Below are 24,824 nucleotides of genomic sequence, written 5' to 3'. Positions count from 1 at the left end.
CCGTTTTCTAAGATTGTCTTTAGAATTTGATGACCTGTTTTTATAGTTTTTCAGACAGTTTTTTACATTATTTTGTAATAGCTTTTAAATCGGCAATAGTAGCTGTTGGGTTTGTAGCTCCAAAAACATAGCTTCCAGCAACCAAAACATCAGCACCAGCTTCTACTAATTGTTTGGCATTCACATTGGTTACACCTCCATCAATTTCAATTAAAGTAGTAGCCTTGTTTCTAATAATGATTTCTTTTAATTGTTTTACTTTTTTATAGGTATTTTCAATAAAAGATTGCCCTCCAAAACCTGGATTTACACTCATAAGACAAACTAAATCGATATCTTTAATAGTATCTTCCAATAAGCTCACATTGGTATGCGGATTAATCGCTACACCTGCTTTCATGCCTTCTGCTTTAATCGCTTGAAGAGAACGGTGCAAATGAGTACACGCTTCATAGTGTACAGTTAAAATGTCTGCTCCTAGCTTTTTAAAAGTAGTGATATAACGATCTGGATCCACAATCATTAAATGAACATCAATTGTTTTTTTAGCATGCTTGCTAATCGCTTGTAAAACGGGCATTCCAAATGAAATGTTAGGAACAAAAACGCCATCCATGATGTCAATGTGAAACCAGTCGGCTTCACTGTTGTTAATCATTTCAATATCTCTTTGTAAATTGGCAAAATCTGCTGCTAACACTGAAGGAGCAATAAGTGTGTTTTTTAAATTGTGCATGGGTAGTTATGTTGTTTTTTGCAAAGATATTATAAAGTTATAAGTTGAGAGAATAAGTTTATAGATTTTTCCAAAAACAGAATTGTGGGTGACTTAAAAATGAAAAGCCTTTTTGAAATCCAAAAAGGCTTTTAAAACATAAAAAATAAGGTATTAATCTAATTTAGATAAATCCAAATTTTTCATATATGATTTTAATTCGTCTAAGTTTATTTTGGTTCCTCTTAAGGCTACTTGATAACGATCTTTATAAATAAATGTAATTGAAGATTTTATATATTCAGGATTCGTATCGTCTTCTGTAAGACATTTAATTCCGTTAATAGTTTCTGTTTTTTTAGTTTCAGTATCATTAATACTTTCCACATTCATAGATAAAGCCATTACAGTTAAGCTAATAATACTACTACCAGATTCACCTGCTCCATCCATAATACTAACCGCTACTTCTTTTCCCGATTCTTCATTAGTATATTTTGCATCTGCAGTAGCTAATCCCATCATAGAAGCATCACCAGCATTAAAATGAGCTCTTTTTAGACCGCCTAATTCTTCAGTAAGTACATTTTTAAGAACATCATTAGAAATAGGTGTCATTGCTTTTAACTTTTCTTGTTGTTTTTCAAAGTCTTTTAAAGCATCGCCCGCTTTGTTGAGATTACTAACGCCTTCTACAGCATCCATGATGCCAGGTTCGTCTTTTTTTTCTTCATTTTTCTTACAAGCTAAAACGGTTAGCATTGAAAGCAATACAATTGTTTTTTTCATGTTTAAATTCTAGATTTTATGTAAAAATAAGATAAAATAGAAATAATTACTAAAAAGCAATAAGAAAATTAATATAAAACAAAACTACGGACACGAGGAAGCATGACGAACTGAGCGGAGCTAAACCCGAGCATTTATGCGAACTGACCGTGATTTTGTTTCATAAAAAAACAAAACCACGGATACCCGAGCATTTATGCGAACTGACCGTGATTTTGTTTCATAAAAAAACAAAACCACGGTAATCAGCCGTGGTTTCAATCATCAATCAAAAAACGAACAGTTATTGAAACTGTTGTTGCTTTCTATATGTTTGGTTTCAATCATCACCCGAGAGCTTTGCTCGAACTGACGTAGTGAAACGGAGTAATCAAAAAACGAACAGTTATTGAAACTGTTGTTGCTTTCTATATGTTTGGTTTCAATCATCACTCGAGAGCTTTGCTCGAACTGACGTAGTGAAAAGGAGTAATCAAAAAACGAACAGTTATTGAAACTGTTTAATTATTTGGTAAATTTAAAAAAACAAATTCCAAATTCCAATAATTGGATTTTGGAATTTTATCCTGAAATCTCAGAATTGTGTTTTATCCAAGATAAGTTTTTAATATTTTACTTCTTGAAGTGTGTTTTAAGCGTCTAATTGCTTTTTCTTTAATTTGACGTACACGCTCACGAGTTAAATCGAAAGTTTCACCAATCTCTTCAAGAGTCATAGGATGTTGATCACCTAAACCAAAGTATAGACGTACTACATCTGCTTCTCTAGGAGTTAATGTTTCTAAAGCTCTTTCAATCTCGGTTTGTAAAGATTCGTGAATTAATTCTCTATCAGGATTTGGAGATTCACCAGAACGTAAAACGTCGTAAAGGTTAGAATCTTCTCCTTCAACAAGAGGTGCATCCATAGATAAATGACGACCCGAATTTTTCATCGATTCTTTTACATCATTTACAGTCATGTCTAATTCTTTTGCAATTTCCTCAGCAGATGGAGCGCGCTCACTAGATTGCTCTAATAAAGCATACATTTTATTAATTTTATTGATAGAACCAATTTTATTTAAGGGTAAACGCACAATACGAGATTGTTCTGCTAAAGCTTGAAGAATAGATTGACGAATCCACCAAACAGCATAAGAAATAAATTTAAAACCACGTGTTTCATCAAAACGTTGAGCCGCTTTAATCAAACCTAAGTTACCTTCGTTAATTAAGTCGGGTAGAGTTAAACCTTGATTTTGATATTGTTTAGCAACAGAAACCACGAAACGTAAGTTAGCTTTGGTTAATTTTTCAAGAGCTCTTTGGTCTCCTGCTTTGATTCGTTGTGCTAAATCCACTTCTTCATCTGCAGTAATAAGGTCAACTTTTCCAATTTCTTGTAGGTATTTGTCTAAGGAAGCAGTTTCACGATTCGTTACCTGCTTGGTGATTTTGAGTTGTCTCATTTATTTAATTCCTCTTAATTTTAAGTGTTACAATTGTTATACGTAAGAGGTTACAAAAAAGTTACAAAAACTTTAAAAAAAATTATTCCATAATATAATTTTCAATTTTGTTTCTGTAGAATTCTATTTTTTGGTACATTTTAGTAAAGAAAATTTTTTGATCTTTTCTTCCTGCTTTTGAGATGGACATCGAATTTTTTAATTGATTGGTGATAAATTCTTTTTCTTCTTGACAAATTTGGGCGTCCGATGTAACATAGTAACTTAACATATTGTGAGGAATAAAAAAGGAGGCATGAGTTTCATTGGTAAACAAAACCGTATTATTTAGAAGCAAGATTTCATTATGAAATAGCTCAAATGAAGAAGTAGTATTATAAATTTCTTGTTCAACTTTTAAAATGATGTTTTTGATGTCATCTATTATCAATAAAGCATTGCTGTATTTTAATAAACCAGCTTCATAAAAATAATACAATTGTTGCAACGAACTATTTATAGTTGTATCATTCCAAATTTCAACACGATGTATGTTTTGAAAAATCGTAACTAATCGAATGGAGTCTTGTAAAATTAAATCTTCCATAACAAAATTTTCAAAACTTAAATCTTCTTCAGGTGACAAAATAGCTAGCCAAACATAGAGTTTGAATTTGGATAATAAGCTACCTCCTAATGTATAATGTAAAGGAATATCTTTTGCGGAATAATATACAGAGGAACCGTTTCCTTTGTATTGATTTAAAATAGAAGCTGATTTTTCTAAATAGCTTTTAAAATCTGCAATCGATTTTATGGTTTTTGTTTTGTCTAACACATATTTGTTCTCTTTTTTAAATAAAAGATCCATTGCAATATTAAATTGTTGACACAAAAGTATGGTTTCATCTATGGTGAATTTACTTTTTAATGAGAGGCGTCTATGAGCTGCATCGTAACTTATACCTAATACTTTGGCAATTTCATCTAAAAGCGATTTGTTTTGCACTTTTTTTTGAATAGCTTTTAAAAGAAGTTCTTGGTTTTTCATTTTGTGATTTTCGCAAATACAAATATAATTAATATTATTTAACGCAATTTTTTTTGTGATTTTTAAAATAGGTTTGTGATGTTATTAACAAATTAAATAAGAATGATATGAAGACAAAGTATTTTAATAAATCTGAAGAAGAAAAGTTATTCTATACTGTTTTAAAGGAAAAGGTTTATAACCGATTAGAGAATAAACAAATTAGTTATGGAAATTTTATTTTTTGGAGAAAAGGTATTTTGTGGTTTTTATTGTGTTATACCTTTTATAGTCTTCTTTTTTTTAATGAAATATCACTATTTCAATTTTGCTTTAGTTATCTTTTTTTTCAATTATCTGGACTATTAGTTGGATTTAGCTTGGGTCATGACGCAAGTCATAATACAGCTTTTAAGAGTAAAAGACTTAATGAGATTCTTCATTTTATTAGTTTTTTAACGGTAGGAATAGATCCAATGCTTTGGGGTTTAAGGCACATTCGTTCGCATCATTTATATGCCAATGTAGAAGGAAGTGATGTGGATATAGATAAAAATCCCTTTTTGCGACTAAGTCCCACTCACCCTTGGAGCCCAAAACACAAATTTCAAGCTTATTATGCTCCATTTGTATATATGTTAACGCTCTTACACTCGGTTTTTGTGAGTGATTGGATTTATCTGTTTTCTAAGGATTATGATTGGATGAAAAAAGGGTTTACTTCTTTTGAATTGTACAGTCGTTTTTTTCTTTATAAATTAATGTACTTTTTATTAGTATTAGTTATTCCAATTGTTTTTTCTGCATTTAGTTGGAAAATAATTGTTGCTACTTTTTTAGTCTCTAGTGCATTTACTTCTTTAATTTTTATAATAATGCTGGTAGGGACTCATTTTTTTGAAGAAGCTTATTATCCACTTCCCAATCACGATAATTTAGAACACTCTTGGGCGGTACATCAATTATACACAAGTTGTGATTGGGATGCAAATAAACATTGGGCTCGATTTATAAGTGGTGGTTCCAATTGTCATGCAGCACATCATCTATTTCCTACTATTTGTCATGTGAATTATAAAGAAATTAATGATATTATCAAGGAAACTACTAATGAATATAAATTGCCTTATCATCATAAGACTTTATTTGAGATGATAACTTCTCATTTTAAACATCTTAAGAATATGGGAAAATTAAATTGAATTTTATGCGTTTTTTATTAAAAAGAAATAATTCTAGTTTTTATGATAATCTTGATAATATAACTGCTAGAGATTTGTTGATTTATTCAATATTTATAAATCAATTTCAGAAGAAATGTTTTTTAAAAACATCAAAGTGTCTAATTCGATCTAAAAGAAAGTTATAATCTAAAAATCCCGCTTTAAACGAATAAAACGGGATTTTTTATGAATTAAATAATTGAATTAACCTTGTGGGTTATCTTTTTTCTCGATTTTTTTTTCTTCTCTTGGAGGTCTAGGAATAAGGGCTTTTTTCGAAACCTTTTCTTTACGGGTTTTAGGGTCAACACCTAAATATTTAACCATAAATACATCACCGATGTTAACCACATCTGATGGTTTTTCGGTTCTTTCCCAAGCCAATTCAGAAACGTGTAATAAAACTTCATTTCCAGGTGCTTTAGTGTATTCTACTACTGCTCCAAAGTCTAGCATTTTTATTACTTTTACTTCATAAGCTTCTCCCATTTGAGGTTTGAAAACCATAGCTTCTATCTTTGCAAGAACGGAATCAATACCAGCTTGGTTAGTACCTAATATCTCTACAATTCCAAGCTCTCCTTGTTCTGTTAAAACAATTGTAGTTTGCGTATTTTTTTGAAGTTCTTGTATGTTTTTTCCACCAGGTCCAATAAAAGCACCAATCATACTTGCAGGTAAAGAACTCATTACAATTTTTGGAGCTTTTGGTTTTACACTTGTTCTAGGCGCAGCAATAGTTTCGGTTAATTTCCCTAAAATGTGTAAACGTCCTTCTCTAGCTTGCGCTAAGGCTTGTTCCATAATGTCATAACGTAAACCATCAATTTTGATGTCCATTTGACATGCTGTAATACCATCTGCTGTTCCGGTAACTTTGAAATCCATATCACCTAAATGATCTTCGTCTCCTAAAATATCTGAAAGTACGGCAAATTTTTCTCCATCTGTAATTAATCCCATGGCAATACCAGATACTGGTTTTGTCATTTGAATTCCAGCATCCATTAAAGCCATTGTTCCAGCACAAACCGTTGCCATAGATGAAGAACCGTTAGATTCTAATACTTCTGAAACTACACGTATAGTGTAAGGACAATCTGCAGGTACCATATTTTTAAGTGCACGTTGCGCTAAATTACCGTGTCCTACTTCTCTACGAGAAGTTCCTCTTAATGGTTTTGCTTCACCAGTTGAGAAAGGAGGGAAGTTGTAATGTAAATAGAATTTTTCTTCCGATTGTTCACTTGGGTTGTCTATAACGTTTGCTTCTCTAGACGTTCCTAAAGTTACCGTTGCTAATGCTTGTGTTTCTCCACGTGTAAAAAGTGAAGATCCATGAACCGATGGTAAATAATCTACTTCGCACCAAATAGGTCTGATTTCTGTAGTTTTTCTACCATCTAAACGAATTCCTTTTTCAAGGATCACATTACGAACTGCTTCTTTTTGCGTTTTATAATTGTATTTACCTACTAATTCTTCTAAATCTGCATTTTCAGCATATTCTTCTTCAGTAAATAAAGCTTTTACTTCTTCTTTTACCAAAGCAAATTTTTCACCTCTTTCACTTTTTGCAGAGGCTTCTTGTGCAATAGCATAGTATTTATCATAAGAAGCTTTTTTAATTTTTTCATAAATAGCTTCATCTTCTACTTCGCCTTCATATTCTCTGTAAGTAAGAGTGCCAATAGCTTCTCTTAGACGTTGTTGAGCATGAATTTGAATTTTGATAGCTTCATGGGCAAACTTAATTGCAGCTACCATTTCTGCTTCAGAAATTTCATGCATTTCTCCTTCTACCATAGCTACAGAATCTAAAGAAGCACCTACCATCATGTCGATGTCTGAAAGTTCTAATTGTTCTCTACTAGGGTTGATCACAAAGTTTCCATCGATACGCGCTACGCGCACTTCAGAAATTAAGTTGTAGAAAGGAATATCAGAAACAGCTAAGGCAGCTGAAGCAGCTAAACCAGCTAATGCATCTGGCATTACTTCATCATCATGACTCATTAATTGAATCATTACTTGCGTTTCTGCATGATAATCGTCTGGGAAAAGTGGACGTAATACACGATCTACTAATCTCATAGTTAATACTTCACTGTCGCTAGGACGTGCTTCTCTTTTGAAAAATCCGCCAGGGAAACGTCCTGCTGCAGCAAATTTTTCACGATAATCTACCGTTAAAGGTAAAAAATCAACTCCAGGATTAGCAGTTCTAGCAGAAACAGCAGTTGCTAATAACATAGCGTCTCCCATTCTTACTACGACTGATCCGTCGGCTTGTTTGGCTAATTTTCCAGTTTCGATTGAAATGGTTCTCCCATCTCCTAAATCGATAACTTCTTGGAATACTTTTGGAATCATAAAATGTAATTCTTAATTAAACAAAGGGTCTAGTTGTGTTGTTGTTGTGTGTGCGTAGTTGTTTGAAACCCAATGAAAAACCAAACTTTTTCTTTAAAATATATAAAACAAAAAGGGGCGCAAAGCCCCTTAGTTGATTATTTTCTGATATTTAATTCTTTGATAATCTCACGATATCTGTTGATATCTTTCTTTTTTAAGTAGTCAAGAAGACTTCTTCTTTTACCTACTAACTTCACCAACGAACGCTCCGTGTTGTAATCATGACGATTTGCTTTTAAGTGTCCTGTTAGGTGGTTGATTCTAAATGTGAACAAAGCGATTTGTCCTTCTGCAGATCCAGTGTTTTCTGCTTTTCCTCCGTGTTTAGCGAAGATTTCTTCTTTAACTTCTTTAGTTAAGTACATGCTAATATTATTTTAAATGATTATTATGTATGAAATGGATGTTATTCCAATTCGGGTGCAAATATAGAAATTATAATATATTAATTACTATGTTTTGTTATTTATTTTTTAATAGCCCAGATGGCAACGGCATCCTTTTTACTTTTTTTATAACGTCTTTATAATCAAAAAAGTAAAAAGATATAGTGTACAGCTGGAAAAGGCTCCAAAAAATAAAAATTAATACAAAGTAGCTACTTGTTCATTTACAAATTCTAAAAAGCGTTCGTCCGCTTCAGTAAAAGGATCAATTATATGAGAATCAATATCGATTTGACCAATATTTTGACCTTTTACAAATAAAGGTATTACAATTTCCGATTTTACTGTGAAACTACAAGCGATGTAATTGTCTTGTGCAGATACATCGGGAACCACAAAGTTAGCATTGGACTCAGCTACTTGACCGCAAATACCTTTACCAAATGGAATTACAGTGTGATCGGTTTCTGCTCCTACATACGGACCTAAATGTAAGGTTTTAGTTTCGTGATTAGCAAAATAAAACCCAACCCAATTGTAATAAGAAATGGAGTCTTGTAATAATTGACAGATTTGTAATAATTTCTCATCTCTAGTAGTGTTTTCTGTAGAAACGATATTCACTACTTGTGGTTTTAAATTTTCGAAAGTCATTTTTAATTTGTTTTTGCAAAAGTATTTATTCTTAGGAGTTAAAAATTATATATTTTTGTTAAAAAATAGCCGTTTGAAATCACTTTTTGTTGAATATAAGCCCTTTCTCGCTTTTTTAGTAAAATTTTTACTTTTTTATATCGTTTTTACTTTTTTGTATGAAGTTTATTTGAACCAATATGATAAAGCTAAAAATGAGGTAGATGCGATTTCTATTAGTGTAGCTAACCAGACTAAAACACTTTTAACTTTTATGGGGCATCCTGCTGACATTGTGAAAAATCCAAATGAACCTTCTTTGAAAATAATTTATAATGAGAAATATGTTTCTAGAATGATTGAAGGATGCAATGCAATAAGTGTAATTATTTTATTTGCTGCCTTTGTATTTGCTTTTTCAGTTAATTTAAAAAAAACTTTATTTTACATTGTAATTGGTGGATTGATCATTCATTTTTTAAATGTGGTACGTATAGCTTTATTAACTTATGCTCTTTATTTTTATCCCGAAAATGAAACGTTACTTCATGGAACAGTTTTCCCTTTGTTTATTTATGGAGTGGTTTTTATACTTTGGGTTTTATGGGTTATGAAATTTTCAGGCTATGGCAAGAATTAAAGTGAGATACTTTTATATTTTAATTTTTATAATTAGCTTAATTCTAATTCGATTCTTTGAGAGTCATCTTTTTTATGACCCATTTTTAGCTTTTTTTAAATCGGAATATCAAAATAAATCGTTGCCAATATATAATGGTTGGAAATTATTCTTAGGTATTTCTTTTCGCTATTTTATTAATACTGTAATTTCTTTAGGATTAATTTATTTTCTTTTTTTAGAGAAAAAGATGATTGCTTTTGCAGTAGGATTATATTGCATTCTCTTTACAATATTAATTAGTTTGTTTTTTATTCTTCTACAAGATGAGAAACCAAATTATTTAATCTTATTTTATACCAGACGTTTTTTAATCCAACCTTTGTTTTTATTGCTGTTTATACCTGCTTTTTATTATCAGAAAATGATAAAAAAATGATTACCTTAGTGCTTATTTTTTAGACTAATGAAGATAAAAAAAAAGTCGGGTATAATTGTTGAATTTGATAATACTAAATTAATAGCCTCATTAATTAATTCTGGAGCAAGTATAACAGTAGCCAAAAGAATACTTAATGAAATTCAACCGCAGTTGTATAATGGTATTACTTCAAAAAAGGTTTATGCTTTAGCTTTTCAAAAATTAAAATCTGTTTCCCATGCTAATGCTGCACGTTACAGTTTAAAAAATGGCATTTTTGCTTTGGGACCAGCAGGTTTTTACTTTGAAAAATTTATTGCACGAATTTTTGAAGTACAAGGATATGATGTAATTACTAATCTTTTTTTAGAAGGAAAGTGTGTATCTCATGAATTAGATGTTTTAGTAAAAAAAGACAATCATGTCAGTATGGTAGAATGTAAGTTTCACAGTAGCCAAGATGCCAAAACAGATGTCAAAGTACCCATGTATATTCTGTCCCGATTTAACGATTTAAATAAAAAAAGCTATACTATCTTTAAAAAAGAGGAGCAAATAACAAACTGTTGGTTAGTTACTAATAGTAAGTTTACTAGTGAGGCTATAAAATTTGCTGAATGTTCTGGATTAAAGTTATTAAGTTGGGATCATCCTTTTCAAAATGGAATTAAAAACATCGTTAATCATTATAATATTTATCCTATAACTTGTTTAACAACGCTGACAGCAGCAGAGAAAGAGTTGTTGTTGCTTCAAGATATGCTAACAGTGTATGATTTAATGCATTTTGAAGATAGTTTTGAAAAGTTAAAGTTGAGTGAAAATAGAATGAAACGTATAAAAGAAGAATGTAATCAATTATTAAATAGATGAAAGTACATTTTTTAGGAGGAGCAGGAACTGTTACAGGTTCTAAAACATTGATTGAGACATCTTCTATCTCAATCTTAATTGATTGTGGTTTATTTCAAGGATTAAAAGAGTTAAGAGAATTAAATCGTCTACCTTTATCGTATGATCCTAAAGAAATTGATTTTGTGCTTCTTACTCATGGTCATTTAGATCATTGTGGCTGGTTACCTAAATTAGTTCAAGACGGCTTTAAAGGAAAAATATTTTGTACATCACCTACCAAAGAGATTGCAAGATTAATTTTAATGGATAGCGCAAAAATCCAAGAGGAGGAAGCTGAAAAAGCAAATAATGAACATTATTCTAAGCACAATCCAGCGATACCTTTATATACTATTGAAGATGTACAACAAGTTTTGCCTTTGTTTAAAGTAATAGAAAAAGATGTTGTGGTTGCTTTGTCTGATTCCGTTTCTTTTTCTTTTTTTTACGCTTCACATATTTTAGGAGCCTGTTCTATTGCTTTAGATATTGAAGGTAAAAAATTAGTTTTTTCAGGTGATATAGGTCAAGATGACGATATTTTACTCTTTCCAGCTGTGAAACCTAAAAATGCAGATTATATTTTTCTAGAAAGTACCTATGGAAATAGAGTGCATCCTAATAATAATCCTTTGTTTGATTTAGAGATAATTATAAATAACACCTATAATAAAGGAGGAAACCTTGTTATTCCCAGTTTTGCTGTAGAAAGAGTACAGGTGATGATGTATTTGATTTGGAAATTGAAAAAAGAAAACAAAATTCCTGATATCCCTTATATAATAGATACTCCTATGGGTATAGATGTATTGGAATTGTTTTTAGAAAACAGGAAATGGCATAAGTTAAATTATGAGGAATGTTCTGAGATGTGTAAAACATTTACTTTAATTTCAGAATTTAAAGATACTATTGAAGTGATTTATGATAAACAACCCAAAGTGGTCATTGCGGCAAGTGGTATGATTACTGGAGGAAGAGTCTTGTCTTATTTAGAGAGATATATTACTAAACCAGAAAATACGGTAGCTTTAGTTGGTTATCAAGCGGAAGGAACTAGAGGAAGGAAATTACTTGAAGGGGATAAAACAATTAAAATGTATGGCAAAATATATGAAGTAGAAGCAACCATTTTGTCTATTGAAGGTTTGTCAGCACACGGAGATCAAAAAGATTTAATAAATTGGCTTACTGAATTAGAAAATAAACCGCAAAGTATTTTTTTAGTACATGGAGAAAATGAAGCATCAGAAGGATTAAAAAATGAAATTGAAACGCAGTTACAACTCCATTGTATAATTCCAAAAAGAAGGCAAATTATTGAAATTTAGATAAAATTAACTTTTTTGAGAAAATATTTTTCTAATTTTGTGCTATGTCATTCAGAAAAAACATTTCCATACTACTTGCTTTTGTATTCCTATTTTCAAATTTAGGATTTGCTCTGAATGTGCATTATTGTCATGATAAGCTGTCTTCTATTTCTATAGATTATCAGTTTAAAGATGCTTGTGTTGAAGAAGATAGTACTTCATGTTGTGCTTCTAGTGATAATCATTCCGAATGTTGTTCTAATAAAATAGTTGAAATTGAGAAAAAAACAGACAATACGATTGAAAATTCGTTTCAATTTGTTTTTGATTGTCCCATCTTATTTTCAAACAAAGTTTCTTTTTTTGAAGTACACAATGAAATAGTAAAACCTAATTTACCTTCTTTCTATTGTGATTCAAATGCTCCTCCTTTTTATAAACTATATTGTCAATTAGTATTTTACGCGTAATTTTTAATGTTTTTTAATTTAAGATTTTAAAATTTATTAAACATTAAAAATAATTTATGTATAAAAATATAGTGTTATGGCTACTATTTTTTACTTCAATTGTATCTGCTCAAGAGGAAATTAAAGGAAAAATTGTAGACGAAAATAACCAACCTCTTTTAGGTGCCAATGTGTTTTGGCAAAATACAGCTACGGGAACTACTTCTGATATCGATGGTAATTTTACACTCAAAAAATCAGATGAATCTACAAATTTAGTAGTGAGCTACATTGGTTACAAAACAAAAAAAATAGCAATTACAAATACTGAATTTTTAACAATTCAATTGGAAGCAGTTACCAATTTAGATGAGGTAACAGTTTTAAAAACAAAAAAAAGTACGGAACATTCTAAATTTCAAGTTTCTAATGTACAAACTATGGGTCAAAAAGAGTTGTTGAAAGCAGCTTGTTGTAATTTGTCTGAAAGTTTTAGTACTAATCCTTCTATAGATGTTAATTTTTCTGATGCGGTTACAGGTAATAAACAAATTAAAATGCTTGGATTAACGAGTCCTTATATTTTAATAGCTGAAGAAAATATTCCTTCTGTAAGAGGAGCTTCGCAAGCTTATGGTTTGTCTTTTGTTCCTGGAACTTGGGTGGAAAGTATTCAAATAACTAAAGGTGCAGGAAGTGTTATTAATGGTTATGAAAGCATTTCTGGACAAATAAACTATGAATTATTAAAACCTGTTAATGATATTCCTTTCTTTTTAAATGCCTATTATGGTATGGGAGGTAGATCTGAGATAAACACACATTTTAATCAAAAGTTTTCAGACAAATTAAGTTCAACTTTATTTTTACATGGCAATACCAGACAAATAAAGAATGATATGAATGATGATGGTTTTTTAGATAATCCTATTGGTAAACAAATTAATATTCTAAATCGTTGGCAATATAATGATGCAGAAAAAGGAATAGTAAGTTTCTTAAATGTGCGTTATATGAATGATGAAAAACAATCGGGTCAAGTTGATTTTAATCCTGATACAGATAAGTTTACTACAAATGCTTGGGGAAGTGAGATTAATACTGAAAAAATTGAAATTTCAAATAAAACAGGCTATGTGTTTCCGGATATGCCTTATCAAAGTATTGGTTTTCAAAATTCGTTTCAATCTCATCAGCAAGATTCTTATTTTGGTTTAAACCAATATAAAATACACCAAAAAAGCTATTATTCTAACTTGTTGTTCAATTCGATTATATCAAATACTAGAAATAGATTTACTACAGGAGTGAATTTTTCTTATGATAAATATGATGAGAGCGTAGCTCTAAACTTTAGTCAAGATTTTTCAAGAATTGATAACTCAGTAGGGGCATTTTTTGAATATACCTATGATAATTTAGATAATTTTAGTTTGGTAGCTGGAACAAGAGTGGATAAGCATAATAGATTAGGTACATTTATTACTCCTAGATTGCATTTACGATACAATCCTTGGAAAGAAGCGGTTATCAGAGCTTCAGTAGGTAGAGGAAAAAGAGCCGCTAATATTTTTGCAGAAAATCAACAATTGTTTGCTTCTAGCCGAGATTTTTCTATTCTATCTAATGATGGGAAATTATATGGCTTAAATCCTGAAATTGCTTGGAATTATGGAGTGAGTTTCATTCAATCTTTTAAACTATTTGGAGCAGAATCGGAAGTGGTTTTAGATTATTATCGTACTGATTTTAAAAACCAAGCCGTGGTAGATGTTGATTTTAGTCCCCAACAAGTATTGTTTTATAATTTAGAAGGAAAGAGTTTTGCTAATTCTTTTCAAGGAGAATTTAGTATTGAACCTTTCAAACATTTTAATATAAAATCAGCCTATAAATATTATGATGTTCAAACGCAATATAAAACAGGTCAGTTACAAAGAGCGTTACAAGCAAAACATCGTTTTTTTACTAATGTGTCTTTCGAAACCCATATTAAAGAAAAAGGACAACAATGGAAATATGATGTTACTTATAATTGGTTAGGAGAACAACGATTACCAAATACAGAGACAAACTTACCTGAATACAGATTGAGAGAATTTGCCCCTTCATTTGGAGTGATTAATGCGCAAATTACTAGAACTTTTTCTAGTATATTTGAAGTGTATATAGGAGGAGAGAATATAGGGAATTACAAACAAGATAATGCCATAGTGAGTGCTTCCAATCCTTTTGGAAACTATTTTGACAGCAGTATGATTTATGGCCCAGTTTTTGGACAAATGTACTATGCTGGATTGCGATTTAAAATTAAATAAGTAACTTTAAAATAAAAAAGATGAAAAAAATTATAATGATTTTACTGGTAAGTTTATTTTCACTGGTAAGTTTTTCACAAGAGAAAAAAGATAAAAATAAAAAAGTAGAATTTGCAGTTAATGGGAATTGTGAAATGTGCAAGAAGCGAATTGAAAAAGCGGCCTTTTCTGTTAAAGGTGTGAAAAGCGCAGATTGGCATATTGATCATAAAGATTTGCATTTAATTATTGATGAAAATAAATGTTCAGTAGTAGATGTGCAAAAAGCTATTGCTAAAGCGGGTCACGATGCGGGTAAAGTGAAAGCAACTGACGCAGATTATGAAAAGTTGCATGGTTGTTGTCAGTATGAAAGATTATAAATTAACAAGAGGTTGTCAAGATGTTGACAGCCTCTTTTGTTTTATAATTGAATTTTATTTTTTGTTAAAAAAATAATTCAAAAAAAACTTCCGATTCAAAAAAAGAAATAAATTTGTATCATATTTAGGATGAGTCGTGAAGTTTAAAAAAGAATTGTTTGGTAAAATATTACTTAGTATTTTTTTACTGCCTTTTTTAGGTTTATTAGTTAGCAATACTACTGTTGCAACCAGTAACAAAATCAAACATAATGGTACTTTTACAGAAGTACTAGACGATGACCAATATCTAAAAGTTTCAAGTGTAACAATTGATACAAACGAGGAATCAGTTTCATTCAGTGAAAAAGAAATTGAACTAGAGTTTGAAATTGAAAATTTTACTCATTCAGAATACCTCTCAAAATTAATTTTTCAAAAATTAGAATCTAAATACAGATTTTATTATTTATTTCAGCCTAATGCAAATCAAAGTATACCACTATACGATTTGTTTTGCAATTGGAAATTTCATCTTTCTTAATACACTTTATACTTGTTTATTTATGATGTTGTCATAAATAATTTTCTTGTGTATTAATCTTATTTCATTTCAAAATGAATACATCTCATGTAGGTTTTGACGAACATCATGTTCTGCATCACCTAAATCATTATTTACCAGCGCAAAATCCGTTGAAAGATTTTGTACATCATAATACTTTACATGCCTTTCAGAAAAAACATTTTTTTGAAGCATTGCATGAAGCTTCTGAAATATTTGGATACAAAACATATTTGTCTTTAAATGATTTTAGAACCCGATTTTCAAAAAAAGAAATTTCAGAATCGGTATTAGAATCTGTAATTAACAAAAGGAAAGGGCAAAAAGATTTTCAAACTTGGAAAACCAATTTGCTTACAAAAAAGTATGACGAGCAATTAACTTGTCGTATCGGATATTTACGTTCTTTTTGGAAAAAAGAATACGCCATCAACTTAGATAAATCAACTCATGGAATTTTATTTAGAGTACTATGTAGTTATTTAGACCAAGGAATATCAATTTGGTCATTTCCAGTACATAATGAGGGTTTTTTAAATTCATTAAAAAAATTAAATGCAAATAGTTTTAATGGTATTTTTTCTACCAAACGTGCAAAAGAATTATTAGAAAAAGGAACTTCAATTACAGAGCTTTTATCCATTATCGTTGGAAATGAAGCCTATTTTGAAACCTATTTGTTCGATCAGCAGTTTTCGCATCCAGGATGGAGTGGTATGGTTGTTACCATAGAAAATAATCCAAACTCGTTATTAGATAAAAGAAAAATCACATTTGAAGAGCTAATTATCTTTGAATTATTATTAGAATTAGATGCTTTAGATAAAAAGTTTGGAGAAAATTGGGCGCCATTAGCCCATCGATTTAAAGAAGAACCAATCCATCTATTTAAACCTGTTGCTTATAGTGAATACTATGAAGTGTTGTCATTATGGCAAGAAATTTTTGAATGGAGCTTCTATGATCAAGTGCTATCAGGTATTCAAAATCTTGAAATTACAAATCAGAATGACGAAGCTAGTTTTCAAGCCATGTTTTGTATGGATGATAGGGAATGTTCTTTTAGGAGATATGTAGAAAGTTTAGATAAGTATTCTAAAACTTTTGGGACTGCAGCTTTTTTTAATTTTGAATTTTTTTACAAACCTGTAAATGGTAAATTTTATACAAAACTTTGTCCCGCTCCAGTCACTCCAAAATACTTAATTAAAGAAGTAGATAGAAAGAAAAAGCAAGCTAAAGATTTCCACTATAATAAAAAGTCACATTCCTTATTGTTTGGTTGGATTATAAGCCAAACTTTAGGCTTTTCTGCTGCCTTTAAATTATTTATAAATATTTTCAAACCTACAATGACACCTGCTACAAGTGCTTCATTCAAGCATTTGAACAAAAAATCAAAACTAGTTATTGAAAATAGCGATATAAATGATAAAGAAAATGATTTACAAGTTGGATTCTCTATTGAAGAAATGGCAAATAGAGCAGAAGGATTACTTAAAAGTATTGGCTTAGTAAAAGATTTTGCACCTATAGTATATATTGTAGGTCATGGGGCAACAAGTGTAAATAATACACATTATGCGGGCTACGATTGTGGTGCTTGTTCAGGAAGACCAAGCTCAGTAAATGCAAAAGTTGCTTGTTTTGCTATAAATCATCCCAAAGTTAGAGCAATTTTAAAAGAAAGAGGAATTGTTATCCCAGAAAGTACTCAGTTTTTACCTGCTTTACATGATACGACTCGTGATGAAATTGCTTTTTACGATGAAGAACTATTATCTGAGGAAAATAAAATGTTGCATCAACAAAATGCGATAACATTTACCAAAGCATTGGATTTCAATGCTAAAGAAAGATCTCGTCGTTTTGATACTGTAAAAACGAATCAAACGTTGGAAAAAGTTCATGAAAAAATTAAAAGACGTTCTGTTTCACTGTTTGAACCAAGACCTGAGCTTAACCATGCTACAAATGCGATGTGTATTGTAGGGCGTAGAAGTTTGTCAAAACAATTGTTTTTAGATCGACGTTCTTTTATGAACTCTTATGATTACACAGTGGATCCTACGGGAGATTATTTAGCAGGTATTTTAGGAGCAGTTGCACCAGTTGGAGGCGGAATTAATTTAGAATATTACTTTTCAAGAGTTGATAACCATAAATTAGGAGCAGGAAGTAAATTGCCTCATAATGTGATGGGACTTATAGGTGTTGCTAATGGAATAGATGGCGATTTAAGACCAGGACTACCAAGCCAAATGATTGAAGTTCATGACCCTGTTCGTCTATTAGTAATAGTTGAACATTATCCAGAAATTGTTAAGTATGCCATTACCAAAAATCTGGCAACTTATGAGTGGTTTATAAATGAATGGGTAAAACTTGTTGTAGTTAACCCAGAAACAGGAGGTTTGTTTCATTTTGAAGAAGGGAATTTTGAATCCTATCTGCCAGTTCAAAAAGAAGCTAATTATGTAAAAGATGTACAAAAATTAGCAGAGAAATCACAAGAAAATTTACAAGTAGGAATTTTAAATTAAGGAATGATGAATGAAATTTTGCAATTTTTTATAGCACTTCCTTTTTTAGGATTTGTTTTTAGTTTATTTATACCAGAAAAGAAAGAAGCAGTGATTTCTTGGGTAGCTTTTGGAACCGTTTTTACTCAATTAATAAGTATAACAATATTTATTGTTTTTTGGATAATTGAAGGAACTTTAGATTTAAATCTAAAAGAATTTACTTTAATGAAGACTTCTCATTATGAATTTTTTATTGATTTTTATTTTGATAAAGTTACTGCGGTTTATCTTTTTGTAGGAGCACTTTTAACTTCAATGATTACCACTTATAGTCGTTATTATCTGCATAGAGAGAAAGGATATAAACGTTTTTTTAATACGGTTTTGTTTTTCTTTTTTGGATATAATTTAGCTATTTTATCAGGTAATTTTGAGACTTTATTTATTGGTTGGGAAATAATAGGAATATCATCATTTTTATTAATTGCATTTTACAGAGAAAGATATTTGCCTGTAAAGAATGCATTTAAAGTTTTTTCAATCTATAGAATAGGCGATGTAGGAGTAATTTTGGCTATGTGGGCTAGTCATCATTTATTTCATGAGAACATCACTTTTATTGAATTAAATAATTATAATTTAGTTAATGAACATTTACAAAGTCATTCTGTTATAGGTGCCTTTGTAGCATTGTGTTTGGCTTGTGCTGCTGCTGCAAAATCAGCACAAATACCATTTTCTTCTTGGTTACCTAGAGCAATGGAAGGGCCAACGCCTTCTAGTGCAATTTTTTACGGTTCATTATCTGTTCATTTAGGAGTTTTTCTTATGTTAAGAACATTTCCTTTTTGGGAAAATCAAACATCTATTCGCATTGCTATTGGACTTATGGGATTTACAACAAGTATAGCCGCTTCTTTAATGGCAAGAGTACAGTCTTCAGTTAAAAGTCAGATTGCTTATAGTTCGATATCACAAATTGGATTGATTTTTATCGAAATTGCTTTAGGGCTAGAAACTTTAGCATTATTCCATTTTGTTGGGAATGCGTTTTTAAGAACCTATCAATTATTAGTTTCACCTTCGGTAGTAAGTTATTTAATTAGAGAACAATTTTATAATTATCAGCCGAAAGAAAATTCCATTGAAGATTCACTTCCAAAACGAATAGAATATTCTTTATACATCCTAAGTTTAAAAGAATTTAAGTTAGAAGAGGTGATGAATACGCTATTATGGAAACCATTAAAAATAATAGGTAAATCTATAGATTTTTTTAATTTAAGAACGCTACTCATATTTTTTATACCTCTATATGTTTTAGGTATAGTTTTTTATGAATATAAAGACTTGATACCTAGTTATATTGTTTCTAATTTACCAGAATTATTTGCCTTTATAGGTTTAGTTTTTGTATTTAAGTCTTTTTCAGAACGTCAAAATCCATTTATGGCTTGGGTTTTAATTGTACTCAATCATTTTTGGATTGCTATTGCGGTTCTTTTTAATGATAAAGTTGATTATAACGAAGTTGGGGTATATTTATTTGGTGTCGTTTTAGCTGGAATTGTAGGATTTGTAGCTTTACTTAAGCTAAGAAAAATGGAAGATAATATTTCTATGAATCAATATTTAGGACATGTATACGAGCATCCTAGATTTGCATTTTTCTTTTTATTAGCTGTTTTAGGAGTTACGGGTTTTCCAATTACAACCACCTTTGTAGGTGAAGATTTACTATTTAGTCACATAGAAAGTAACCAAATTGTATTAGCCTTTTTCGTTTCCTCAAGTTTTATTGTATCAGGAATTGCTGGTATAAGAATTTATGCTCGATTGTTTTTAGGTCCGCATATTAAGACTTATCATGAATTGCCTTACAAATCGTCATAATTCGAAAATCAAAAGATCAATTTCAAAAATAAATATCAAAAGATCCTGAAACAAGTTTTGGATCACAAATAAAAATATTAAAATGCATTCAAAAGTAAAAAAATATATACCTGCTGATGGTTTAGCAGGATTAAAAGAAAATTTTAAAACAGATGCAATATCTGGTTTTATTGTGTTTTTATTAGCATTGCCTTTAAGTTTAGGTATTGCAAAAGCGTCAGAGTTTCCACCTGTTATGGGATTACTCACTGCAATAATAGGAGGAGTAGTGGTGAGCCTTATAATGGGTTCTCGATTAACTATTAAAGGACCAGCTGCTGGATTGATTGTTATCGTTGCTGGTGCAGTAAGTGAATTTGGAGCCGGTAATGCAGAATTAGGTTGGCATTTAGCTTTAGGAGCAATGGTTGTGGCTGGTATTGTTCAAATTTTATTTGGTGTTTTAAAATTAGGTAAATTGGCGGATTTTTTTCCACTTTCCGCTATTCATGGTATGTTAGCGGCAATTGGAATAATTATTATAGCGAAACAAATACCTATTTTGCTTAATGACAATCCTACACTTGCAAAAGGAAAAGGGCCTTTAGAATTATTAGCAAATATTCCAAATTTTATAATCAATTTGGATCCAAAAGCGACTATTATTGGAGTAGTAAGTTTAGCAATTATGATGGGATGGCCATATATTAAAAATAAAAATATAAAAATGATTCCAGCTCCATTAGTGGTATTATTATTCGCTATTCCATGTGAGTTATTTATGCATTTTAAAGAGACTGAACCAGCTTACGCATTAGTAAAAATTGGAAACTTTGTTGATGGTCTAGGATTTAATGCTAGTTTTGATGGATTTTCTCAAACGGGAGTATTTATCAAATATGTAGTTATGTTCTCGTTAGTGGGTTCTTTAGAGTCTTTATTAACTGTTAAAGCGATTGATTTAATGGATCCATTTAAACGTAAATCAGATATGAACAAAGATTTAATTGCAGTGGGTGTTGGAAATACTTTAGCAGCTTTTCTAGGTGGTTTACCAATGATTTCTGAAGTAGCTCGTTCTTCTTCAAATGTAAATAATGGGGCAAAAACTCGTTGGGCCAATTTTTTTCATGGACTTTTTATTTTAGCTTTTGTTTTATTAGCAGCACCAATCTTAGAAATGATACCCAATGCAGCTTTAGCGGCCATGTTAATTACTGTAGGTATAAAATTAGCACATCCAAAAGAATTTATACATACTTTTAAAATTGGAAAAGAACAATTAGCGATATTTTTAGTTACTATTTTCTTTACATTATTTGAAGATTTATTAGTAGGAATTGCTGCTGGAATTGTTTTAAAAATGATCATCCATCTCATAAACGGAACTCCTATTTCCTCTTTCTTTAAAGCACCCACCTTAGTCTCTTTTGAAGGAAATAACTACTTAGTAGAAATTGACAAAGCAGCAATCTTCACTAATTACTTAGGTGTAAAACGTAAACTGGAATCAATTCCTCCAGGATTTAATGTGACTATCGATTTGAAAAAAACTAAATTAGTTGACCATTCCGTAATGGAGAATTTAGAACATTTTAAACATGATTATGAGTCGCATGATAACAGTACTGTTACCATTATAGGATTAGATAGTCATAAACCGCTTTCAGATCATCCACTTTCAGGAAGAAAAAACAAATAAGAATTAGAACGATAGAGTTGAATGGCTTAAACTATTCAACTCTATCCATAAAGAATATTAAATGAAAAACTTAGCTAAAAATTGGGCTATTATAGCCTTATTCCTAACAACTTTTGGAGTGCTTGCTCAAGAAGATAAAAAAACAGAAAGTAATGGTTTTATAAAAGATAGAAAATTTTATCTTAATGAAGACGGTAGTAATTATATTAAATTTACTTTATTAACTCAAGCTTGGTTAAGAAGTATGGATTATAATCCGGGAACAACCATATTTGGAATTGAAAAATCAAGTGGGACTGATATAGGTATTCGTAGATATCGTATGCAATTTTATGGGCAATTAACGGATCGCGTTTTTGTGTATTCTCAATTTGGAGAAAACAATTACAATAACATTTCTGATAGAAAACAAGGTTTTTTTGTTCACGATGCCTTAGGTGAATATGCATTAGACAAGACACAGCTATCTTTGGGAATTGGACTTACTGCTTGGAGTGGTTTGTCTAGATTTGCATCTCCATCTGTTGGGACTATTTTAGGAGTTGATGCTCCCTTGTTCCAACAAACAACAAATGATGTTACAGATCAATTTTTAAGAAAATTATCAATTTATGCTAAAGGAAAATTAGGTAAGTTTGATTATAGATTGGTAATGTCGCAACCTATGGCTATTCAAAAATCATCGGCTTACACTGGAGTTATAAATACCAATTGGGCATTTTCAGCAGCTCCGCCTAAAATGCAATGGAACGGTTACTTTCAATATCAATTTAAAGATCAAGAGAGCAATACAACACCTTATATGACAGGAACATATCTAGGGAAGAAGAAAGTTTTAAATATTGGTGCAGGTTTCATTTATCAAAAAGATGCTATGTGGAAACTAAATGCAGTGGGTGATACAATCAATAAAAATATGGTTCATTTATCTGTAGACATTTATTACGACGCACCTATTGGTACAAATGGGCAAGCTATAAGTACTTATGTGAGTATTACTCATTATGATTTTGGAGATAATTATACTAGAAATTCTGGACCAATGAATCCTGCAAATGGTAATAATAATGCAGCCATTCTAAATGGATCGGGTAATAATTTTCCTATGTATGGAACAGGAACTATAGTTTATGGTCAGATAGGGTATAAATTAAAAGAAAATCTGATTGGGAAAACTACATTAATGCCTTATATTTCCTTGCAACATGCCAATTATGGTAGATTAAATAATTCAATGAATTTTTATGATGTTGGTGTTAATTGGTTGTTGTCAAATCATACTTCTAAATTTACTCTTGCCTATCAAGATAGGCCTGTTTATAATACACAAGGAGATCAAATTACTAGGAAAGGTGCGGTAATTGCTCAGTATCAAATTTATTTTAATTAAAACAAAAAATCCGATAAGAATTTCTTATCGGATTTTTTTATTTTTTTGCTTTTACATCATACCTGGCATACCACCACCCATATGGCTGTGACCAGCAGGTTCATTTTCTTTAATATCGATTAAAGCACATTCTGTAGTAAGAATCATTCCAGCAACAGAAGCAGCATTTTCTAAAGCCACACGAGTTACTTTTTTAGGGTCTATAATTCCAGCTTTTAACATCTCAACATATTCTCCTGTTTTAGCGTTATAACCAAAATCGCCTTTACCATCTAGAACTTTTGCAATTACTACCGAACCTTCACCACCTGCATTTTCAACAATTGTTCTTAAAGGAGCTTCTATAGCTCTATTTACGATTTGAATTCCTGTAGCTTCATCTGGGTTTTCAGCTTTCAAGTTTGATAAAACGGATTTAGCTCTTACTAATGCTACACCACCACCAGCAACTATACCTTCTTCAACCGCAGCTCTTGTTGCATGTAAAGCATCATCAACACGATCTTTTTTCTCTTTCATTTCTACTTCTGATGCAGCACCCACGTAAAGAACAGCTACACCACCTGCTAATTTAGCTAAGCGTTCTTGTAACTTTTCTTTATCATAATCAGATGTAGAAGTTTCGATTTGTGCTTTAATTTGGTTTACTCTTGCTTTAATATTTTCAGCATCACCTGCACCATTTACAATTGTAGTATTGTCTTTATCAATTGTTATTGTTTCAGCAGTACCTAACATTGCTATAGTGGCATTTTCTAATGAAAAACCACTTTCCTCAGCAATGACAGTACCTCCAGTTAAAATGGCAATGTCTTCTAACATGGCTTTTCTTCTATCTCCAAAACCTGGTGCTTTTACAGCAGCAATTTTTAAACCACCTCTTAATTTATTTACAACTAAAGTTGCTAATGCTTGACCGTCTACATCTTCAGCAATTATTAATAATGGACGACCTGATTGCGCTACAGGTTCTAAAATAGGTAATAATTCTTGTAAATTAGAAATCTTTTTATCGTAAAGTAAAATATAAGGATTGTCTAATTCAGCAATCATTTTGTCTGCATTGGTTACAAAATATGGAGATAAGTACCCTCTGTCAAATTGCATTCCTTCTACCACATCTACATAAGTATCAGTTCCTTTTGCTTCTTCAACAGTGATTACACCTTCTTTACCTACTTTTGAAAATGCAGTAGCAATTAATTCTCCAATTGTGTCATCATTATTTGCTGATATAGAAGCTACTTGTTTGATTTTTTCAGAAGAATCTCCTACGGCAACTGTTTGCTTGCCTAAATCTTCTACGATAGTTTCAACTGCTTTATCAATCCCTCTTTTTAAGTCCATTGGATTTGCTCCAGAGGCAACATTTTTAAGACCTTCTTTAACAATTGCTTGTGCTAAAACTGTTGCAGTAGTTGTTCCATCTCCAGCTAAATCATTAGTTTTTGAAGCTACTTCTTTAACCATTTGGGCACCCATATTTTCTAATGGATCTTGTAATTCAATTTCCTTAGCAACCGAAACCCCATCTTTAGTTACAGTTGGGCCTCCAAAGGATTTGCTAATAATAACATTTCTGCCTTTTGGTCCTAATGTTACTTTAACTGCATTTGCTAATGCATCTACACCACGTTTTAAACCGTCGCGTGCCTCAATATCAAATTTAATATCTTTTGCCATAATTTTTGTCATTGCGAGGAATGAAGCAATCTTCAATTTCCTCTAAGTTATTTGTTTTTAATTCCCTCTACTGCGTTTGGGATGACTTTTGAATGTCTTAATACTTAATTC

At 30.9% G+C, this 24,824-nt stretch carries 21 protein-coding genes; 13 read left to right on the top strand and 8 right to left on the bottom strand.

The annotated features are described in order from the left end of the window. Positions 1-67: 67 nt before the first annotated feature. The 4 genes from rpe to HALO113_RS05480 all read right to left on the bottom strand — a co-directional run bounded on the left by rpe (position 68) and on the right by HALO113_RS05480 (position 3,985). The gene (gene rpe, locus HALO113_RS05495) at positions 68-736 is read right to left on the bottom strand and encodes a ribulose-phosphate 3-epimerase (protein ID WP_159778067.1); all 669 of its coding nucleotides are present in this window, start codon (positions 734-736) and stop codon (positions 68-70) included. A gap of 153 nt (positions 737-889) precedes the next feature. Further along, a complete protein-coding gene (locus tag HALO113_RS05490; protein ID WP_159778066.1) occupies positions 890-1,504 on the bottom strand; it encodes a hypothetical protein in 615 nt (204 codons plus the stop codon). Between the two features lie 587 nt (positions 1,505-2,091). Further along, positions 2,092-2,955, bottom strand: coding sequence for an RNA polymerase sigma factor RpoD/SigA (locus HALO113_RS05485; protein ID WP_159778065.1), 864 nt, complete (start codon positions 2,953-2,955; stop codon positions 2,092-2,094). 82 nt (positions 2,956-3,037) lie between these two features. Then, positions 3,038-3,985, bottom strand: a complete 948-nt coding sequence (locus tag HALO113_RS05480; protein WP_159778064.1) for a hypothetical protein — start codon at positions 3,983-3,985, stop codon at positions 3,038-3,040. A 107-nt stretch (positions 3,986-4,092) separates the two neighbouring features. Here HALO113_RS05480 and HALO113_RS05475 point away from each other — a divergent pair, with 107 nt between their 5' ends. Beyond that, a complete protein-coding gene (locus tag HALO113_RS05475) occupies positions 4,093-5,166 on the top strand; it encodes a fatty acid desaturase (protein WP_159778063.1) in 1,074 nt (357 codons plus the stop codon). A gap of 225 nt (positions 5,167-5,391) precedes the next feature. Here the strand turns inward: HALO113_RS05475 and HALO113_RS05470 are convergent, their stop codons facing one another. The 3 genes from HALO113_RS05470 to HALO113_RS05460 all read right to left on the bottom strand — a co-directional run bounded on the left by HALO113_RS05470 (position 5,392) and on the right by HALO113_RS05460 (position 8,642). Further along, complete coding sequence (locus HALO113_RS05470; protein WP_159778062.1) at positions 5,392-7,560, bottom strand: polyribonucleotide nucleotidyltransferase; 2,169 nt, start codon at positions 7,558-7,560, stop codon at positions 5,392-5,394. 137 nt (positions 7,561-7,697) lie between these two features. Continuing rightward, a complete protein-coding gene (gene rpsO / locus HALO113_RS05465) occupies positions 7,698-7,967 on the bottom strand; it encodes a 30S ribosomal protein S15 (protein ID WP_130735979.1) in 270 nt (89 codons plus the stop codon). A 219-nt stretch (positions 7,968-8,186) separates the two neighbouring features. After that, on the bottom strand, positions 8,187-8,642 hold the full coding sequence (locus HALO113_RS05460; RefSeq protein ID WP_159778061.1) for a GAF domain-containing protein: 456 nt from the start codon (positions 8,640-8,642) through the stop codon (positions 8,187-8,189). 73 nt (positions 8,643-8,715) lie between these two features. Here HALO113_RS05460 and xrtF point away from each other — a divergent pair, with 73 nt between their 5' ends. The 12 genes from xrtF (at position 8,716) to HALO113_RS05400 (ending at position 23,030) form a co-directional block, all read left to right on the top strand. After that, positions 8,716-9,261, top strand: coding sequence for an exosortase family protein XrtF (xrtF, locus tag HALO113_RS05455; RefSeq protein ID WP_201297570.1), 546 nt, complete (start codon positions 8,716-8,718; stop codon positions 9,259-9,261). Next, on the top strand, positions 9,248-9,679 hold the full coding sequence (locus tag HALO113_RS05450) for an exosortase F system-associated protein (protein WP_159778059.1): 432 nt from the start codon (positions 9,248-9,250) through the stop codon (positions 9,677-9,679). The genes xrtF and HALO113_RS05450 overlap by 14 nt, the downstream gene beginning before the upstream one ends. Positions 9,680-9,706: 27 nt before the next feature. Next, complete coding sequence (locus HALO113_RS05445; protein ID WP_159778058.1) at positions 9,707-10,534, top strand: restriction endonuclease; 828 nt, start codon at positions 9,707-9,709, stop codon at positions 10,532-10,534. Then, complete coding sequence (locus tag HALO113_RS05440) at positions 10,531-11,886, top strand: MBL fold metallo-hydrolase RNA specificity domain-containing protein (RefSeq protein WP_159778057.1); 1,356 nt, start codon at positions 10,531-10,533, stop codon at positions 11,884-11,886. The genes HALO113_RS05445 and HALO113_RS05440 overlap by 4 nt, the downstream gene beginning before the upstream one ends. 44 nt (positions 11,887-11,930) lie before the next feature. Further along, the gene (locus tag HALO113_RS05435) at positions 11,931-12,338 is read left to right on the top strand and encodes a hypothetical protein (RefSeq protein WP_159778056.1); all 408 of its coding nucleotides are present in this window, start codon (positions 11,931-11,933) and stop codon (positions 12,336-12,338) included. Between the two features lie 56 nt (positions 12,339-12,394). Next, positions 12,395-14,635, top strand: coding sequence for a TonB-dependent receptor domain-containing protein (locus HALO113_RS05430; RefSeq protein ID WP_159778055.1), 2,241 nt, complete (start codon positions 12,395-12,397; stop codon positions 14,633-14,635). A gap of 20 nt (positions 14,636-14,655) precedes the next feature. Continuing rightward, on the top strand, positions 14,656-14,997 hold the full coding sequence (locus tag HALO113_RS05425; RefSeq protein WP_159778054.1) for a heavy-metal-associated domain-containing protein: 342 nt from the start codon (positions 14,656-14,658) through the stop codon (positions 14,995-14,997). A gap of 136 nt (positions 14,998-15,133) precedes the next feature. Next, positions 15,134-15,520, top strand: coding sequence for a hypothetical protein (locus HALO113_RS05420; protein WP_159778053.1), 387 nt, complete (start codon positions 15,134-15,136; stop codon positions 15,518-15,520). Between the two features lie 74 nt (positions 15,521-15,594). Then, positions 15,595-18,084, top strand: a complete 2,490-nt coding sequence (locus tag HALO113_RS05415) for a YbcC family protein (protein ID WP_159778052.1) — start codon at positions 15,595-15,597, stop codon at positions 18,082-18,084. A 3-nt stretch (positions 18,085-18,087) separates the two neighbouring features. Continuing rightward, entirely contained in the window at positions 18,088-19,959 is a 1,872-nt protein-coding gene (locus HALO113_RS05410; RefSeq protein WP_159778051.1) for a proton-conducting transporter membrane subunit, read from the top strand. 82 nt (positions 19,960-20,041) lie between these two features. Beyond that, complete coding sequence (locus tag HALO113_RS05405) at positions 20,042-21,640, top strand: SulP family inorganic anion transporter (RefSeq protein WP_159778050.1); 1,599 nt, start codon at positions 20,042-20,044, stop codon at positions 21,638-21,640. Positions 21,641-21,701: 61 nt separating this feature from the next. After that, complete coding sequence (locus HALO113_RS05400) at positions 21,702-23,030, top strand: hypothetical protein (protein ID WP_159778049.1); 1,329 nt, start codon at positions 21,702-21,704, stop codon at positions 23,028-23,030. Between the two features lie 51 nt (positions 23,031-23,081). Here the strand turns inward: HALO113_RS05400 and groL are convergent, their stop codons facing one another. Continuing rightward, complete coding sequence (gene groL, locus HALO113_RS05395) at positions 23,082-24,713, bottom strand: chaperonin GroEL (protein WP_159778048.1); 1,632 nt, start codon at positions 24,711-24,713, stop codon at positions 23,082-23,084. Positions 24,714-24,824 lie beyond the last annotated feature (111 nt).

The sequence above is a fragment of the Flavobacterium sp. 9AF genome, assembly GCF_902506265.1.
Lineage (GTDB): Bacteria > Bacteroidota > Bacteroidia > Flavobacteriales > Flavobacteriaceae > Flavobacterium.
The sequence above is the reverse complement of the archived record's forward strand: the minus strand, read 5'-3'. Positions and strand labels throughout refer to the sequence as shown.